This window comes from Vibrio sp. D417a (genome assembly GCF_030248595.1).
In the GTDB taxonomy this organism is placed as follows: Bacteria; Pseudomonadota; Gammaproteobacteria; order Enterobacterales; family Vibrionaceae; genus Vibrio; species Vibrio alginolyticus.
This window is the reverse complement of the sequence record NZ_JAHGAM010000004.1, coordinates 233,599-250,377: the sequence shown is the minus strand read 5'-3', so window position 1 is coordinate 250,377 and position 16,779 is coordinate 233,599. Positions and strand designations below refer to the sequence as shown.

Below are 16,779 nucleotides of genomic sequence, written 5' to 3'. Positions count from 1 at the left end.
TCGAACCAGAGATTGTAGTGATTGAGGCTTTGATTACAACGTTGATTATACGTTTTGCAACAAATACCACTGTGCAAGCGCCTTTATTATCCAAGTGATTTGATATTGGAGCGACGAATTTACCGGACATAAATGGGTTTTGACAATGAATGTTGCAGTAAATGGCAGATCCGGGAGGTTATGGCTTTTAGAGAAACTGGCCTGTAGGTGTTTGGATTCGACAAGGTGTAAGCATGAGCGCCTTAAAAGCGGAATGGTTCAATCTATGAAAGGAATAAATTGTCTAACCCAGTCCCTTGGGTCAGACGTTAGTTTGAATCGGTTGTTCAAAAACTAGTTGAAGGCGCGAGCCACACGTCCCGCACTTTGAATACGGTAATGGCCAACGTAAGCAGGAACAAATACAGATTGTCCCTTCGCGGCGGTTAACGTCTCACCGTTATCACTGATGAGTGTCAGGTCGGCATCAATCGCCATCAAAATCTCTGCGCTATTGGCATCAACCACTTCATTGTTCGGTTGGTTAAGAATGCTGAAACTAAAGTCTGCCACTGGGACCGGATAAAGGCTTTGGCAACCATCGGCATTGGGTTCTAGAACAAGGCTGTTAAACGGCTTAGGCACAAAGTCTGTGCATTTAACCAGTTCTTCAACATCCATGTGTTTCGGCGTGAGTCCTGCACGCAAAACGTTATCTGAGTTCGCCATGATCTCTAATCCCGTACCTTTAATGTAAGCGTGTGGCGTTCTTGCGCTCAGGAACATCGCTTCGCCAGGTTGCAGCGTGATGACATTCAACAGTAATGGCGCAAACAAGCCGACATCGCCAGGGTATTGAGTGGATAGATCCAAGATGAGCTGGAAAACGTCGCTGTCAGTGCCTTGCTCCGATTGACGTGAAGCGTGGGCAAGAAGCTGTTTCAGTGCTTGCTCTTTTGTTTCTCCTTCCATGGTAAGAATGTGCACAAAGAAATCGCGTAAACCTTGTGAGTTGATTTCGCGTTTGAATGTGTCAAGAGGCGCGCGTAGCTCATCGATATCGCAAAGGCTAAATGCCTCAATAATCTCGGCATACGAGCGAAAACCGTTCATGGCTTGGTAACTTGTCAGCGCGTACACCAACTCAGGTTTGTGGTTTGGATCCTTGTAGTTACGATGGCTTGCGTTTAGTGGGATCCCGGCACTTTGTTCTTTTTCGAAGCCTATTTCGGCATCTTGTTTGCTTGGGTGAACTTGAATCGACAGTGCATGTTCGGCCGCTAAGATCTTAAACAGAAAGGGCAGGTTGCCAAATTTTGCTGCGGTTTCTGCTGATAAGTAAGCGCGTTGGTTTTGTTTGATCAGTTCAGACAAAGGCAGCGTGTTTTGCTCAACCTGAACTTCAGAGCAGCCGTTTGGGTGAGTACCCATCCATACTTCTGCTTGAGGCTCATTCGTTTCGTTAGAAAAGCCAAACAAATCGTGAATAGAAGAGGTGCTTCCCCAAGCGTAGTTTTGGATTTTGTTGTTCATTTGAAAGAAGCTATGCGATGAAATAGTGTTCAAATTCATGAATTTTTCCCATAGTTAACCCTCCGAACTGAATCGGAAGAAAAATTGAGCAGAGATACGTTAAATAAGGAGGGCGAGCGCGGTTAGGTCACTCGCCAATTTGCCCTAAGGGCGATAAGTCGATTTACAACCGAGGTTTTGGTTCGAGTGGTTTTCGTGATGGTTGCGCTTGCAAAAATGGCAGTAACAAAAGGCCAATGACGGCTGCACAAACTGAAATGGTGATGAAGAAACCCGTCCAATGCTATTCTTCAAGAATTAACGCCAGTGGATAACCAGACAATGCTGCGCCCATGTAGGCGAACAAGCCCACGAATCCTGTTGCCGCGCCGGCAGAATCTTTGTGAGAGCACTCCGCCGCCGCCATACCGATCAGCATTTGTGGTCCAAAGACAAAGAAGCCGATGGAGAATAATCCCGCCGCTTGGAATGCAAAGTTGGTAAGAGGCATTAGCCAAAGCGCGGAGACAGATAAGAAAATCCCAATCGCGAACAGCAAGTTCATTGGCCCACGGTTACCGCCAAAGAGTTTGTCTGAGCCCCAACCCGCAACCAATGAACCAACAAAACCACCGATTTCAAACATCGACAGAGCAGCGTTGGCGTTAATCAGGCTATAGTGATGCTGCTCGGTTAAGTACAGGTTTCCCCAGTCATTGATTGCGGTACGAACGATGTAAACCAACACATAACTGAACGCGAGCAGCCAGATGTATTTGTTGTTAAATACGTACGATTTCAGAATTTCGCGGTAGGTGAGGCCACGTCCGTAATTTTCTTGCGCAAGTTCTAGCGCGTCGTTGCGCCATTGTCCGACACTTGGTAAACCCATTGTTGTGGGTTTGTCGCGCAATCGCCAACAAACGAATAGACCGAGCAATACCCCGATGATGCCGGGTAGAATAAAGCCTTCACGCCAGCTGTAGTGCAACGTTAAATAGCCCACCCAAATAGGGATCAGCGCGCCACCAACGTTGTGTGCGGTGTTCCAAATGGCCCATAAGAAGCCACGCTCGGAGCGTGAATACCAAGTGGTTAACAGCTTGGAGCATGAAGGCCAGCCCCAGCCTTGGAACCACGCGTTTAAGATCCACAGAGTAATGAAAGCCGCGAGTGAGCTAGAAAAACCGAACGCGATATTGACCAGACCTGTCGCAATCAATCCTAATCCCATGAAATAACGAGGATTAGAGCGATCTGAAATCGTACCGGAAATAAACTTCGAGCAGCCGTAAGTAATGTAGAAAAGTGTACCGATAAGACCCAAATCGCCTTTATCTAAGCCAAGATCGGTAATCATCGCTGGTGCGGCGTAGTTAAAGGTCTTACGGGTAAAGTAGAAACCTGCGTAGCCGATGTACATCCCCAACATAATGTGCAAACGCCAATGGTGGTAACGCTGGTCGATTTGCTCGTTGCTCAGGCTCGGTTGAGTAAATTTAGGTGAACGTAAAAATCCAAACATCTTGAGTTACACCTTAGGTAAAGTAATGCTGATTTGTGTGCCGATCACTTGATCGCTGGTGGAGTAGATAACCATTTTTCCACCTAACGCGTGCACACGTTCTTGCATGCCGCGAACGCCCATGCCTTTCATGCTGTCCTGAACTTTGAATCCGACACCATCATCGTGAATCATCAGTGACACCGCAGCTTCTCCAATTGTCAGTTCAATATTGATCAACTGCGCTTCTGCGTACTTGGCAGCGTTATTTAATGACTCTTGGCATAAACGGAATAGGGTTACTTTGAGTGTGTCACTCAGGCTGGTGTAATCGCCTTGCCAGTTCAGTTGAACAGTTGTTCCGTGATTGGCGAATTCCATCTCTCGCGTCAGTTGCTCGACGGATTCTTTTAAGTCCAAATCATCCAGCATTTTTGGTCTTAGCTTGCTTAACAGTCGCTTAGTGGTGTCGTACACGTTGAGGGAAAGCCCTTCGATCATGTCGGCGCAACCCACGCTTGTTTCGGCGTTATTTACCCGCTTAATGATGTTGGCTTGTGTGCGGATCGCCGTGATGTTCTGTCCAATTTCGTCATGTAGCTCGCGCGCAATATCGCGTCTTACCGATTCTTCCGCTTTGATAAGCTGGCGAGACAAATTCTGATTGCGTGCAAGTTCGCCGCGCAGTTTGTGATTGAGGTCTTTTTGTTTCTGAACCCCTAAGCCGAGCATAATGCCGGTGATGGTTTGCGCCGAGAGAGATAATAACAAATCGGTGATTTCTAGATTTGATACGCCGCTGCGAGCCGCAATCAGCGCAATGCTGTTGAGCATGGTGGCGAGCAGAGCACCTTGCCAGCCGTAACGCAGAGCAAGCACGATGATTGGAATCGCCATACAAAATGGCGCAAATCGTTTTAGCTCTTCAGGCAAGCTGGTTTGCACCAAAATACTGCCGATCAAAAGCAGCGCATAAAGCACGATATGACGTACCTGAAATACAACGGCATTACTAAGTAGGAGAGAGCTAAGCGGAGACCAACGACTTTGGAACAAATAGCTCCACAACAGGTAGCACATAGGCACCACGAGCAAGCCTCCAGAAATGCTAGCCAGCCATACCATGTAAACAGAAGGCACGTGAAATCCGACCGCCATTACGTTGATGAAGGCGGTAATGATGATCACAATGCCCATGACGGCTAAGTGGCGGTTTTGGTCACCGTAGTAGTATTTTTTCGCAATCAGTGTAACCGGGATACTGGTAATGCTCGCAATCAGCACGGTAAGCCACTGCGGTTGACCCAGTAACATCGCAAGTGCGATGGAAAGTCCCCACTCCGAAAGGTAAATCGTCGGCCAATAAGCGGTGCGAGTGTGTAGGGTGACACCTAATCGTAAAGCGAAAGGAAACAATAAGATCGCCAACTCGGGATCATTGACAAAGTAATAGGCAATCACCCACAAGCAAAACCAGGCGCAAGCCATAACAAATAGTCCGCAAATGGTGGTAACAGCGTAAGCTCGCATTAAAAGGACTCTTGAGAAAATAGTTTGGCGAGCTCAACGTTGTTTTTCACGCCGAGTTTGTCGATGGCATTCGCACGATGCACATGCACGGTCTTGTGGCTCAAGCCAAGCTCTGCCGCGACAGACTTTACATCCAACCCGGTCGCAAGTAGCTGACATACCTCGTTTTCACGTTTTGTCAGTTGGCATAGAGAGGTGGTGTTGTCGCTAGGCGTTGCAAGTTTAAGTGCAATATCTGATGTGAGGTAACAGCCGCCACAAGCACTGGTTCTCACGGCTTGAATAAGTTCGTCTGGGCTACAGCGTTTACTAAGATAGCCTTTTGCACCTAGCTTTAGTGATTTTTCCACCATCGCAGGGGAGTCATGCACGCTAAGCATCACGCAGGCAATGCCAGTTGGTATTTCGCTAAGAAAGTTTAAGCCGCTTTCATCTGGCATGGAGATATCTAGGATGACGACATGAGGGTGTACCGCAGGCAAGCCTTTTCGCGCTTCGGCGACAGAGCCGAATTCACCAACAACGGTAATATCACTTTCTAAATTTAATAATTGTGCGAAACCTGAACGCACGATGACGTGATCATCAACTAGAGCAACATGAATCATTATTACAACCAAATAGAGCAGACGACTAACAACAATAAGCTCCAACAGGAGCCAATAGAAAAACCTTTAATGATACTGAATTGATCAACTCATTTTAATGATCTTGCGCGCTTTACCGAAGTAAAGCGCGCAGAGAAGTTAGGCTTGGTTTTGTGCAAGTTGAAGCTTCTTCGCGTGTCGAATCTTCTTCTCTTCCGCGATAGCAACGAAAGCAAGCAAAACAATACAAATCATGGCGGAGGTATCTAGGGCTGCGAAGGTACCTTTCCAGCCTGTTAGACCGAAGATTGGTGTACCGTCTGCAATCATACCGAGACCAAGTTTCGCGAAGCTGTCACCGATTAGGTAAGCGAATGTACCTTTTACGCCGTCAGCCACACTGATTGCTTTTTTAGGGACAAAACCAACCGCGGCAACACCGATAAGAAGTTGCGGACCAAACACCAAGAAGCCCAATACAAATAGAGAGGCTAAGTACATGAACTCGCTAGTGGCGTGTTGGTAGAACTCAAGCGATACGATGATCAAACCAAGAGACACACAAGCAACCAATGCGCGGCGACCGTTTGCTAAGTCAGATAAGTAACCCCACATCAAAGTACCCACAAGCGCACCGACTTCGAATAGAGTAAAGCCAGAGATTGCCGTTTCTTTTGACAGACCAAGTTCTTGGTACGCGTATACCGTTGACCATTGGTCGATACCGATACGAACGATGTAAAGGAAGATGTTGGCAAAGCAAAGTAGCCAGATAACTTTGTTTTTAAGAACGTATTCAACAAAGATTTCTTTTTTGGTCATCTGGTTTTCTTCAGCGGCGGTGTCTTCTTCACTCACTGCTTCATCGAAAAGTTCTTCTACTTTACCTAGACCGTAAGCTTCTGGAGAGTCGCTACCAAAGCGCATACCGATAAAACCAACGATGATCGCGATGATAGAAGGGAACACGAACATGCCGATTACGTGTCCGTCGAATAGGTAGTTGGCACCGAAAAGAGCAACACCCGCTGCGCCCGCACCACCAACGTTGTGTGACATGTTCCACAAGCCTAGGTAAGAGCCGCGTTTGTTACGAGGTGTCCATTTTGTAATGGTTGAGTAACTAGAAGGGCCACCAGTACTTTGGAAGAAACCACTCAGAGCGTAGAAAGCCACCATCAAGAACAGGCTTGCACTACCGCCGCCCATGCTGAAGCTGAAACCAAGCATTGCAAGACCAGAAAGGATCAGCATAAAAGGGAGGAATTGCTTGGTGTTCTTACCGTCAGCGTAGTAAGACACAACGGTTTTACCGATGCCGTATGTGATGGAGAAGCCAAGGCCAATAAGACCTAGGTCTGTCATGCTCAAACCGTAAGTTGAGATCATGTCGTTTTGCGCGACATTGAAGTTCTTACGAATCAAGTACATGGTTAGGTAGCCGATAAATACGACCAAGTAAGATTGGATGAACGGTTTAAACCACATCTTTCTTCTAACTTCGACAGGAAGATCGAGGGTCGGCTTCCGCACCTGTTCGAGGAATTTTAACATGATGAACTCTCTTGTAATTGTTTTAGAAACACAACGGAGACCGTTATGCGCTCTTGTTACCTTTGACTGAGCGGAATTCTAGAGAGTGGTTTTGTGAGGCACATGAGATGGTTGCCTAGATCGGCTAGGAAAAATTCCTAGAAATGCCTAGTAAGGCGGAAAAGCGTGAAAAGAGTCACACAAAATCCTTACTAATCTATGGGTTTTTGACTGGGTTCTTATCAGATTGGAAAGCGTTCAAATCCAAGCGGGTTAATATGCGTAAGCTTAGTGCAGACAAGGGGTGAGCACGTTTGGTTGGAGAGAATGGTGGCTTGTCGCTAAGTATCAATTGGGAATGAGAAGCAAACAACAGAAACCCGGAGGTCTCTGTTAGAAATATTAGGAATTCGGCTAGGTTGACGTGTTAAGGCGCAGGGCTGTATAGACGCGGCGAGCCGTGTTTTGGTAAGTGAATTAGGTTCAAATGGTTTCTTCTTGCCCATTCGACGGTTAACGCTGTAGGTGCAGATAAGCAAACCAGAGTGGGGATACGCGCGCGAACGGCTTTGTGGATCAACTCTAAGCTGCAACGGCTTGTCATGATTGCGAAGCCACTTTGAGGCTCGATGTGATTGTTGGCCAATGCGCCAATCAACTTATCTAGCGCGTTGTGGCGGCCGATATCCTCTCGGCACAACTTGATGTTGCCTTGTAAATCTGCAAATAAGGCGGCGTGTAACGCGCCAGATTCACGTGCGGCTTCTTGATGCAGTGCGACTTTGTCTCGCAGCCCTTCGAATACATCGGAGCGCGGAGGAAGAGACGGTGTCAGCGGCACCAAATCAGGCAAAGCTTGTTCCAGAGCCTCGACGCCACAAATGCCGCATCCGGTTGTGCCAGCAAGATTTCGGCGTTGTGTTTTTAACGCCCAGAAAGCGCGGTTGCTGATTTCCACTTCCGCATAGTGAGATTCGTGATCGCCGCCAATTTCAATGTCTTTGATCTCTTTGAAATCGTGGACGATGCCTGTGCTTAGGCTAAATCCTTTTACGAAGTCTTCCAGATGGCCTGGCGTCACCATCATGACCGCTTGGCTAATGCCGTTGTAGCTGATAGCTAAGGCGGATTCACTCGCCAGCGACATTTGTTGTACTGGGCGGCCATCAATCAATTCTCGGTAATTGAACGCACTTGGTTGAGGTGGTGCTTGATTGAAATCGGACAGTTCAAAATAAGATTGAGTAGTACATCTCATGAAATCACCTCATAAGCCGTTATGTATGCCAAAAATTGACGTGTGGATTCTTGTTATCGATTGAATATGTTTTTTGCTTCTGCGAAGCACTGATCGGTTAGCGCGGAGAAGGGTTCTTGTTTTCGCTTTAACAAACCTAGTGGGGCGTGAACGGCGGCTTCTTCGATAGGGATAATGCGAAGCGTATCGTTCAACTCTTCCAATCCACAATTCAGAGGCATAATGGCGCAACAAAGGCCACTGGTTACTGCTTGGATCAAGTGAAAGGTGGAGTTACTTTCAATGACGGTTTGCGGAACCAGCCCTTTACTCACAAAGCTAAGATCAATGGAGTGGCGATAGTGCATGCCCTTCGAAAGCAGCCCTAGCGGAATGTTATTGAGTGACTCCCATAACACTTCAGATTCGGCAAAATCAAAATGACGCTCATCGAATAAAACGCCAAGTTTGGTTGAATCTAGCTCGATAACATCGAAGTAAGCGGTGTTGACTTGATCGACATAACACATCCCTAAATCCAGTTGATTGCGATTGAGTTGGTCTATGATCTGTTCGGTCGTCATGGAGAGTATTTGAAAGCGTAACTCAGGGAACTGTTGAGCTAATGGTTTGAGCAATTGCATAGGGTTTTGGCTGGCGAGTGGCACCATTCCAAGCCGAAGAGAGCCGACCAACTGACCACGGCAGTTGGCGGCTTCGGCTTGCAATCCATCATGAGCTGCTAAGACGGTTTTTGCCCAAGCTAAAATGCGTTCTCCGGCTTCAGTAAATCCTTCAAATCGTTGACTTCTTTGGATTAATTCGAGATCGAGTTCTTCCTCTAAGCTTCGGATTCTCATGGACAAGGTAGGCTGCGTAATGTGGCACAATGCGGCGGCTTGACCAAAGTGTTTGGTCTGTTCAAGTGCGATGAGATATTTAAGTTGTTTTATATCCATAATGGCTTGTTAACCTTGCGTTGTGAGTCACATGTACGGGGGAACTCCCTAAAAAGGGCACAGCACTACCGTACTTTTTAAGCGCTGGAGCGTTTTAACTGGGGAATGGAAAACCAAAACCAAGTCAAGAATAAAACCACACTCAAAATTGATCTGAATCAAGGCTATTCCTGATATTAATTAGGGTCAAATTTAAAGTATCTATAGTGTGATAGATACTATCTATTATCAAGAGGGCCGATTTTATTGAGTTCGTTAAGCGAACTAGGTGGAATCGAATGGGAAAACGATTAACCTCATAAGTTGTATTGATTAAAAATGTGCTGACCGTCAGTGGAAAAAATCGTCATAGATTTTGTTTATCACTCGGTCAGGATTATCAATTGGACGCATATTGAATAACGACTTAATCTTTGATTTAGATCAAGGCGCAACAATGCGAATTGAATCTACCAGTCTTAGAAACAGTAGGCGGGTATCCGATATCAAGAATCTAGATAAGTAAACGCTCGGACAAGCGAGAGTATGTTGAGTGGTTACTTATTTGGATTAAAAAATACATGGATTAGAAACTAAGCCCTTCAATACTTCCGCATTATCTCAATAAATAACGCGCTTGTTTTCACGGGCACCCTGCTTGCTGGTATATCTGCGAGGAGTAAAGTCGTGAGCCAAAAAGAACAAATAAAAACATACAAAGGTCCAGCTGGTGGTTGGGGTGCACTGAAAGCCGTAACCAGAAGTTGGTGGGGCAGTGAAAATGCAGTTAAAAACATTCGCACTATGCTCAAAACCAACCAAAATGGCGGTTTCGACTGTCCGGGATGTGCATGGGGTGAGTCGCCAGATAGTGGTAAAGTCAATTTCTGTGAGAATGGCGCGAAAGCGGTAAACTGGGAGGCGACCAATCGTCTGGTTGATCCTGAGTTTTTTGCCAATCACAGCGTATCTTCTCTCTCAACGCAAACCGATTACTGGTTGGAATACCAAGGCCGTATCACGCACCCAATGCGATACGATGCTGAATCCGATCACTACGTGCCAGTCTCTTGGGATGAGGCTTTTGCACTTGTCGCGAAACATCTCAATCAATTGGATTCACCACACCAAGCTGAGTTTTATACCTCTGGTCGTGCAAGCAACGAAGCGGCGTTTTTGTATCAGCTATTTGTGCGCGCATTCGGTACCAATAACTTTCCAGATTGTTCCAACATGTGTCACGAAGCCAGTGCAATAGGGATGAAAGACACCATTGGCGTTGGTAAAGGCACAGTGATCTTTGATGATTTTGAAGAAGCCGATGCGATTTTCGTGATTGGTCAAAACCCGGGCACGAACCACCCACGAATGCTTGAACCTCTGCGCGAAGCGGTAAAACGTGGTGCACAGGTTATCTGTCTAAACCCGCTGAAAGAGCGCGGATTAGAGCGTTTCCAAAACCCACAAATGCCGATTGAGATGTTGAGCAACGGCTCAGAGCCTACCAACACGGCGTACCTGCGTCCTGCTTTGGGCGGAGACATGGCAGTGTTTCGTGGCATCGCAAAATTCTTGTTGCAATGGGAACGCGAGGCATTGCAAAACGGTGGCAAAGCGGTATTTGACCGTGAATTCATCAAACAACACACGATAGGTATTGATGAGTATTTGGCTGAAGTGGACGCAACCTCTTGGGAACACATCGCGGAACAATCGGGTCTTGATTTAAGTGAAATCGAGATGGTGGCGAGCATGTATCGACGTGCAGAACGTGTGATCATGTGTTGGGCGATGGGGTTGACTCAGCATCGTCACTCTGTGCCAACCATTAAAGAAGTCGCAAACGTGCAAATGTTACGAGGTAACGTTGGTAAGCCGGGAGCGGGGCTTTCACCAGTGCGTGGTCACAGTAACGTTCAGGGCGACCGTACGATGGGCATTGATGAAAAACCTTCAGATCTGTTGTTGGATCGCATTGAAAGTCGATTTAACTTTGACGTCCCGCGTGGTGAAGGCCACAACACTGTGCAAGCCATTAAAGCGATGGAAGAAGGGCAAGCGAAAGTATTTATCGGTTTGGGCGGTAACTTTGCACAAGCAACGCCAGACACAGAACGTACGCACAACGCGATGCGAAACTGTAATTTAACCGTACACATTTCGACGAAGTTAAATCGTTCTCACCTTGTCACAGGTAAAGATGCGCTTATTCTTCCATGCTTAGGCCGTACTGAGATTGATCAGCAAGCGACTGGCCCACAAGGTGTGACGGTTGAAGATACTTTCAGCATGGTACATATCTCATTTGGTCAGCTAAAACCGCGTTCGGAGCATTTGCGTTCAGAACCAGCGATTATTGCCGGTATTGCCAATGCTACACTCGGGGCAAAACCAATTGATTGGTTGTGGGCGATTGAAGATTACGACCGTATTCGCGATTTGATTGCCGACACGATTCCGGGCTTTACCGACTTTAACCATAAGCTTAAACACCCGGGTGGATTCCACTTGGTAAACCCAGCTGCTGAGCGTCGATGGAACACACCAAGCGGCAAAGCGCAGTTCAGATCTAGCGAGTTGCCGAAGCAGTTGATCAGCGAAGCGATACTCGAAAAAGGCCAAAAGCCAGATTTGATCTTGCAAACCATGCGCTCACACGACCAATACAATACGACACTTTACGGCTTGAATGACCGTTATCGTGGAGTATTTGGTATGCGCGAAGTGCTGTTTATCAATGAAGCGGATATTCGTAAACTCGGTTTTGAACCGGGCGACAAAGTGGACATGGTGTCATTGTGGGAAGATGGCGTTGAGCGCCGTGTGAGCGGATTTACGCTTGTTGCCTATGATGTACCAGCAGGTCAGGCGGCGGCTTACTATCCAGAAACAAACCCATTAGTTCCTTTGGACAGTTATGGGGATAGAACGTTTACGCCAACCTCTAAGTTTATTGCGATCAAATTGGAAAAATCGACATCCGATAAGATCGCTTTGGTGGAAGCGGAATAGTGACCAAACCGGCACAACGACATTTCCGATAAGCAAACGGCTGATATTAATTATCAGCCGTTTTTAATTGCGCTCAGTCTGCATTTAGTGCGCATAGCTTGTGTATAATGTTAATGACATTATGCTGCTCGATGATAGACAGATAAGGCCGATTTGAATCTAATTTCAAGTAGTAAAACTAATAAGAAGATGCTTATGACCTTGAAAAATATAATTAAATTAACAATCAGTCACTTAGTGGCAGTTTCTATTGGCATTGCGATAGGTATCTATACTTTACCGATCCTTATTGCACCACCTGCGCCGACCGATGAACAAGTTGCTAAGAGCAAGCAAGGTGCAGAATACAGCGCAGTGTTTAAGAGGGAACTCAAAGGTAGCGATGCTTTTCATTGGGGAGAGGGAGAGATTCATTTGAGTTCTGAAGTCATTACGTTGGTAGGAAAACTCGCTCCCGGACCAGACTATAAACTCTATCTATCTCCTAAGTTTGTCGAAACGGAACAAGCGTTTAATGACCTTAAATCTGAGATGAGCTTAATTGGTGATGTCAAAACGTTCGATAACTTCGTTGTTGAGGTTCCTCAAAGCACTTCAATTTCTGAATACAATACGGTTGTTGTATGGTGCGAGACATTCGGTGAGTTCATTACTTCGGCAAAGTATCAATAAACCTTAGCAGTAGAGTGAAAGGCTTTTCTTTTCACTTTACGCTAGGATGTTGTTTCGCATAATTAAGAGGCAAAGACTCTTAAACACTCTAAATTTAAGAGCCTTTGTTTAGAGTTATTGACAGAACCATTCGACCTGTAAGTCGTTTGCACCTTTCAGGCTACGTTCTGGAAAAACAAGATTTCGAACTATTTAGAGTTATTCTCTGTTTGGCTTGTTTCGTTCGATGACGCTAATCGCAATGGCTAAAAATAGAATATCTTTTACTAAAAAGAAGTTTGTCACCAAAACCCCATCAGACACTTTCCATGTATTCGGTGTCGTAATTAGAAAGCTGAGTGTCGCAAGAAAAATAATTGCGGCGGCTATGCCAGAAAAATAAGCGACTCGTGTGTTTTTAAGGCCAACGATTAATCCAATAGCGACAATGATTTCTGTTGCGCCAATGATGTTTGATACGGCTTGAACTGACATCACATCATACAACCAACTCATCAGAAAATGATTTTCAACGAGCGGTTGTATAAGCTTGGCCTCTGTAGGTGTGAATTTATAAATACCAATCCATATTAGAACTAAAGAAACGCCGAAAACTCCGATAAGATATCCAATTGAGTCACATTGATGATGGCTTTTTACGTTTTGCATAATTAACTACATTCTCCTGTTTGTTAGCGCTTCCAACAAGACCTATAAGGTTGGTAGAAAATTTCATAGGTTTTTTTCGCTCAAACAACAGATATTAAAAATCACGTGATACAGAATTACGTGTTTGATAGAACTTAAGGATATTTCGTGGAAGTTAAAATTTTTCAGGTTGACTCGTTTACATCAGAGGTTTTCAAAGGTAATCCCGCGGGTGTTTGTATCACAGAGTCAAGCCTTGATGAGGAAACGATGTTGGCCATCGCGGCCGAGATGTCGTTATCTGAAACGGCATTTCTGTCACTCAATACAATGCAACTTCGTTGGTTTACACCGAGGACGGAAGTTGCTTTGTGTGGACACGGCACACTTGCAACGGCGCACGTTCTGAAAGAGCAGGGGTTATATAATACTGGAGATACGATTGAGTTCGTTACGCTATCTGGGGTTTTAACTGCACAACTCGATCATGAAGAAATTCATTTGGTGTTTCCTGCGCCAACTTTAGATATGAGAGCGAGTATTAACAAAGACTTACTTCATGGCTTGGGGCTAGATGCCGCCAATGTAGTCGCCTACGGTCAGTTTGATAATAAGCAGTTGATCGTCATTAATGATGAATTTGTGCTTGAACAGCTCGACCCTGATTTTGGTGCGCTGCTTAAACAAAAAGGCCGTGGCGTCGTCATCACTGCTCAATCAAGCACTGACGCCGATTTTGTCTCTCGATACTTCGCGCCTTGGGTAGGTGTTAATGAGGACCCAGTTACAGGCTCTGCACATTGCGCTTTATGTGTTTACTGGGCTAAAGAGCTCAACAAAAAGCAACTGAAAGGCTTCCAAGCCTCCAAGAGAAGTGGGGTCGTCCATACAGAGTTGTTAAGCACTGAGCACGTTAAGCTTTCTGGAAATGCAGTAACGATATTGCGAGGATATATGAGAATCGCGTAGCGGTCCTTGTGGGAATGATTTTATTTTCGTGTTACCCAATACTCAATAGTGAAGACGCTTGAATGCTGCTTATTTAAGTGGCTGATTTTTTTTTAAAACACCCCTGGCACGGTGGTGTATAACGATTGGAGAGTTATATGAAAACTATCGGTCTTCTAGGTGGTATGAGCTGGGAGTCGACGCTTAGTTATTACAAATTGATCAACGAAGGAGTCAAAGAGGCGTTAGGCGGCCTAAATTCCGCAAAAATTTGTATGTATAGCGTGAATTTTTCGGAGATAGAGAAACTTCAACATCAAGGTAAATGGGAAGAAACGGCAAGCATTCTATCTGATGCTGCATCTTTAATAGAAAAAGGGGGCGCTGACTTCATTCTTATTTGTACTAACACAATGCACAAAGTTGCGCCTCAAATTGAAGCCAGTATTAATATCCCCATACTACATATCGCAGACGCGACTGCTGAGTTACTTCGTGAGAAAGGGGTTCAAAAGGTCGGACTCCTTGGTACTCAATTCACAATGGAGCAAGACTTTTATAAAGGAAGGCTTTCAGACCTCTATGGGCTTGATGTCGTCATTCCCGATCAAGACGACCGCTCTAAAGTACATAACATTATTTATAAAGAGTTATGCCAAGGTGAAATCAAAGAGGAGTCAAGGACGATATACTTGCAAATTATTGAAAAACTAAAAGAGCACGGAGCTGAAGCTGTGATTCTCGGGTGTACTGAAATTGCCTTACTTGTAAACCAAAGTCACACCGATGTTACACTACTCGATACCACTTCTATCCATGCTCAAGCAGCAGTCCGTTTGGCAATTGAAGGTGAATGATCTACGCTTTCTTTCCTGCAAAAAAAGAGAAAACCAAGCACGTGGTTTTCTCTTTTTTATTATCAAGTTATAAGCGAGCAAATTTGAGAGTTCTGTATCCACCAATCAAGTTGCGGGCTTTGTAACCATTGTTGACCAGCTGACGGTATGCTACGTTACCGCGTAACCCAACTTGACAGTAAATCACGATCTCTTTGTCTTTAGGAAGTTCGTGCATGCGACGACGTAGTTGATCGACAGGAATATTAATTGCACCTTCAAGATAACCAACGGACTCCAATTCACCAGGATTACGAACATCAAGTAACAGTTGGTCTTCTGTCAGTGAATCCATTTCATCATAATGAATTGCGGTCGCATCGCCTTTGATGATGTTATTTGCCACAAACGCCGCTTGGTTAATTACATCTTTAGCAGAGCCATAAGGTGGCGCGTAAGTTAGCTCGAGGTGTTGCAGTTGCTCTACCGTCATACCAGCACGCTGAGCAACTGCCATTACGTCGATACGTTTATCAACACCGTCTTTACCTACTGCTTGCGCACCTAATATTTTACCTGTTACTGGATCAAACAACATTTTGAACGACACAGTTTCTGCACCTGGGTAGTAACTCGCGTGACTTGCTGTATGCACATACACTTTTTCATAAGCGATGTTTTCACGTTTCAGCTGTTTCTCGTTTTTACCAGTAGAAGCGACGGCTAAATCAAAGATCTTACAGATCGCCGTGCCTTGCGTACCTTGGTAAGTTTCTTGGCGGCCAAGCATGTTGTCTGCTGCCATTCGGCCTTGACGGTTTGCCGGGCCCGCAAGTGGCACTAGAGTTTGCTCGCCAGTCACGAAGTCTTTCTCTTCTACCGCGTCGCCGACAGCGTAGATCGAAGGATCGCTGGTTTGCATGTATTCATTGGTATAAATACCACCAAGAGCGCCGATTTCTAAGCCAGCTTCTTTTGCTAATTTGGTCTCGGGGCGAACACCAATTGCCATAATCAGAATATCGGTGGTGAGTCTTTCACCATTGTTTAGTGTTAATTCCAATTCACCTTCTAGATGTTGGTGTTTTTCGCTTTCACCAGAGTCGAAACTTGCCACGTGCTCGTTAGGTACGAATTTCACCGACTCAAGTGCGACGCCAAGTTTAAGGTCGATGCCTTTCTCACGAATTTCAGCATGTGCGAAGCCAGCCATTTCACGGTCAACGGGCGTCATCACTTGATCCGCCATTTCAACTAATGTGGTTTTTATGCCTAGCTGGTGGAAGGCTTCCATCATTTCCAAACCGATAAAACCACCACCAACGACCGTAGCGTGTTCAACTTTGTTGGTTTCGATCGTTTTAATGATGCGATCCATATCTGGAATATTGCGCAGCGAGTGCGTTAACGGGTTATCAATACCCGGAATAGGCGGCACAACTGGACCTGCGCCAGGGCTGAGTAGAAGAAAGTCGTAGCTCTCTTGGTATTCCGAGCCATCAAGCAAATTCTTAACCGTAACCGTTTTGTCTTGACGGTTAATAGAAACCACTTCGTTCATCACACGGACATCAACATTGAAACGCGCTAGAAAGCTCTCAGGCGTTTGAAGAAGCAGTTTGCTGCGCTCTTGGATATCGCCACCAATGTGATAGGGTAAGCCACAGTTTGCAAATGACACAAATGGACCGCGTTCAAACATAATGATTTCTGCGTCTTCACTAAGACGACGAGCGCGAGCTGCTGTAGATGCACCGCCAGCAACCCCACCAATAATCACGATTTTGCTCATGGATTTCTCCTGCTGAATGATCGAAAACGCCTACACCTTACTTAAATAAATTAGCTAAGTCTAATGTTATTT

Annotated in this window: 12 protein-coding genes and 1 pseudogene; 4 read left to right on the top strand and 9 right to left on the bottom strand. The window is 45.6% G+C overall.

All coding sequences use genetic code 11. The features are described 5' to 3' along the window. Positions 1 to 333: 333 nt before the first annotated feature. From manA to KI742_RS04885, 7 genes and pseudogenes are all read right to left on the bottom strand, one after another. Positions 334 to 1,551 (bottom strand): mannose-6-phosphate isomerase, class I, encoded by a 1,218-nt coding sequence (gene manA, locus KI742_RS04915; protein ID WP_285384887.1) that lies wholly within the window; start codon positions 1,549 to 1,551, stop codon positions 334 to 336. 124 nt (positions 1,552 to 1,675) lie between these two features. After that, positions 1,676 to 3,016, bottom strand: a pseudogene (locus KI742_RS04910) (MFS transporter). Positions 3,017 to 3,022: 6 nt separating this feature from the next. Beyond that, a complete protein-coding gene (gene uhpB, locus KI742_RS04905) occupies positions 3,023 to 4,525 on the bottom strand; it encodes a signal transduction histidine-protein kinase/phosphatase UhpB (protein ID WP_285384885.1) in 1,503 nt (500 codons plus the stop codon). Next, positions 4,525 to 5,133, bottom strand: coding sequence for a transcriptional regulator UhpA (gene uhpA / locus KI742_RS04900; protein WP_285384883.1), 609 nt, complete (start codon positions 5,131 to 5,133; stop codon positions 4,525 to 4,527). Before uhpA ends, uhpB begins: the two co-directional genes overlap by 1 nt. A gap of 138 nt (positions 5,134 to 5,271) precedes the next feature. Beyond that, positions 5,272 to 6,666, bottom strand: a complete 1,395-nt coding sequence (gene uhpT / locus KI742_RS04895) for a hexose-6-phosphate:phosphate antiporter (RefSeq protein WP_021707729.1) — start codon at positions 6,664 to 6,666, stop codon at positions 5,272 to 5,274. A gap of 406 nt (positions 6,667 to 7,072) precedes the next feature. After that, complete coding sequence (gene fdhD / locus KI742_RS04890; RefSeq protein ID WP_140287408.1) at positions 7,073 to 7,903, bottom strand: formate dehydrogenase accessory sulfurtransferase FdhD; 831 nt, start codon at positions 7,901 to 7,903, stop codon at positions 7,073 to 7,075. A gap of 53 nt (positions 7,904 to 7,956) precedes the next feature. Then, positions 7,957 to 8,841, bottom strand: coding sequence for a LysR family transcriptional regulator (locus KI742_RS04885; protein ID WP_005460961.1), 885 nt, complete (start codon positions 8,839 to 8,841; stop codon positions 7,957 to 7,959). A 666-nt stretch (positions 8,842 to 9,507) separates the two neighbouring features. On the opposite strand from KI742_RS04885, the gene KI742_RS04880 reads away from it, so the two are divergent. Together KI742_RS04880 and KI742_RS04875 are read left to right on the top strand one after the other, a co-directional pair. Continuing rightward, the gene (locus tag KI742_RS04880; protein ID WP_285384880.1) at positions 9,508 to 11,832 is read left to right on the top strand and encodes an FdhF/YdeP family oxidoreductase; all 2,325 of its coding nucleotides are present in this window, start codon (positions 9,508 to 9,510) and stop codon (positions 11,830 to 11,832) included. A 195-nt stretch (positions 11,833 to 12,027) separates the two neighbouring features. Further along, on the top strand, positions 12,028 to 12,504 hold the full coding sequence (locus tag KI742_RS04875) for a DM13 domain-containing protein (protein WP_262680670.1): 477 nt from the start codon (positions 12,028 to 12,030) through the stop codon (positions 12,502 to 12,504). Between the two features lie 198 nt (positions 12,505 to 12,702). On the opposite strand, the gene KI742_RS04870 is transcribed toward KI742_RS04875, so the two are convergent. Then, a complete protein-coding gene (locus KI742_RS04870) occupies positions 12,703 to 13,152 on the bottom strand; it encodes a YkgB family protein (protein ID WP_005376100.1) in 450 nt (149 codons plus the stop codon). Positions 13,153 to 13,299: 147 nt separating this feature from the next. On the opposite strand from KI742_RS04870, the gene KI742_RS04865 reads away from it, so the two are divergent. Further along, the gene (locus tag KI742_RS04865; protein WP_042520943.1) at positions 13,300 to 14,100 is read left to right on the top strand and encodes a PhzF family phenazine biosynthesis protein; all 801 of its coding nucleotides are present in this window, start codon (positions 13,300 to 13,302) and stop codon (positions 14,098 to 14,100) included. A gap of 137 nt (positions 14,101 to 14,237) precedes the next feature. Further along, positions 14,238 to 14,936 carry an aspartate/glutamate racemase family protein gene (locus KI742_RS04860; RefSeq protein ID WP_285384879.1) on the top strand — a complete coding sequence of 233 codons (699 nt, stop codon included), beginning with the start codon at positions 14,238 to 14,240 and terminating at the stop codon, positions 14,934 to 14,936. A 67-nt stretch (positions 14,937 to 15,003) separates the two neighbouring features. Here KI742_RS04860 and KI742_RS04855 read toward each other — a convergent pair whose 3' ends face one another. Beyond that, a complete protein-coding gene (locus KI742_RS04855) occupies positions 15,004 to 16,707 on the bottom strand; it encodes an FAD-dependent oxidoreductase (protein ID WP_285384878.1) in 1,704 nt (567 codons plus the stop codon). Positions 16,708 to 16,779 lie beyond the last annotated feature (72 nt).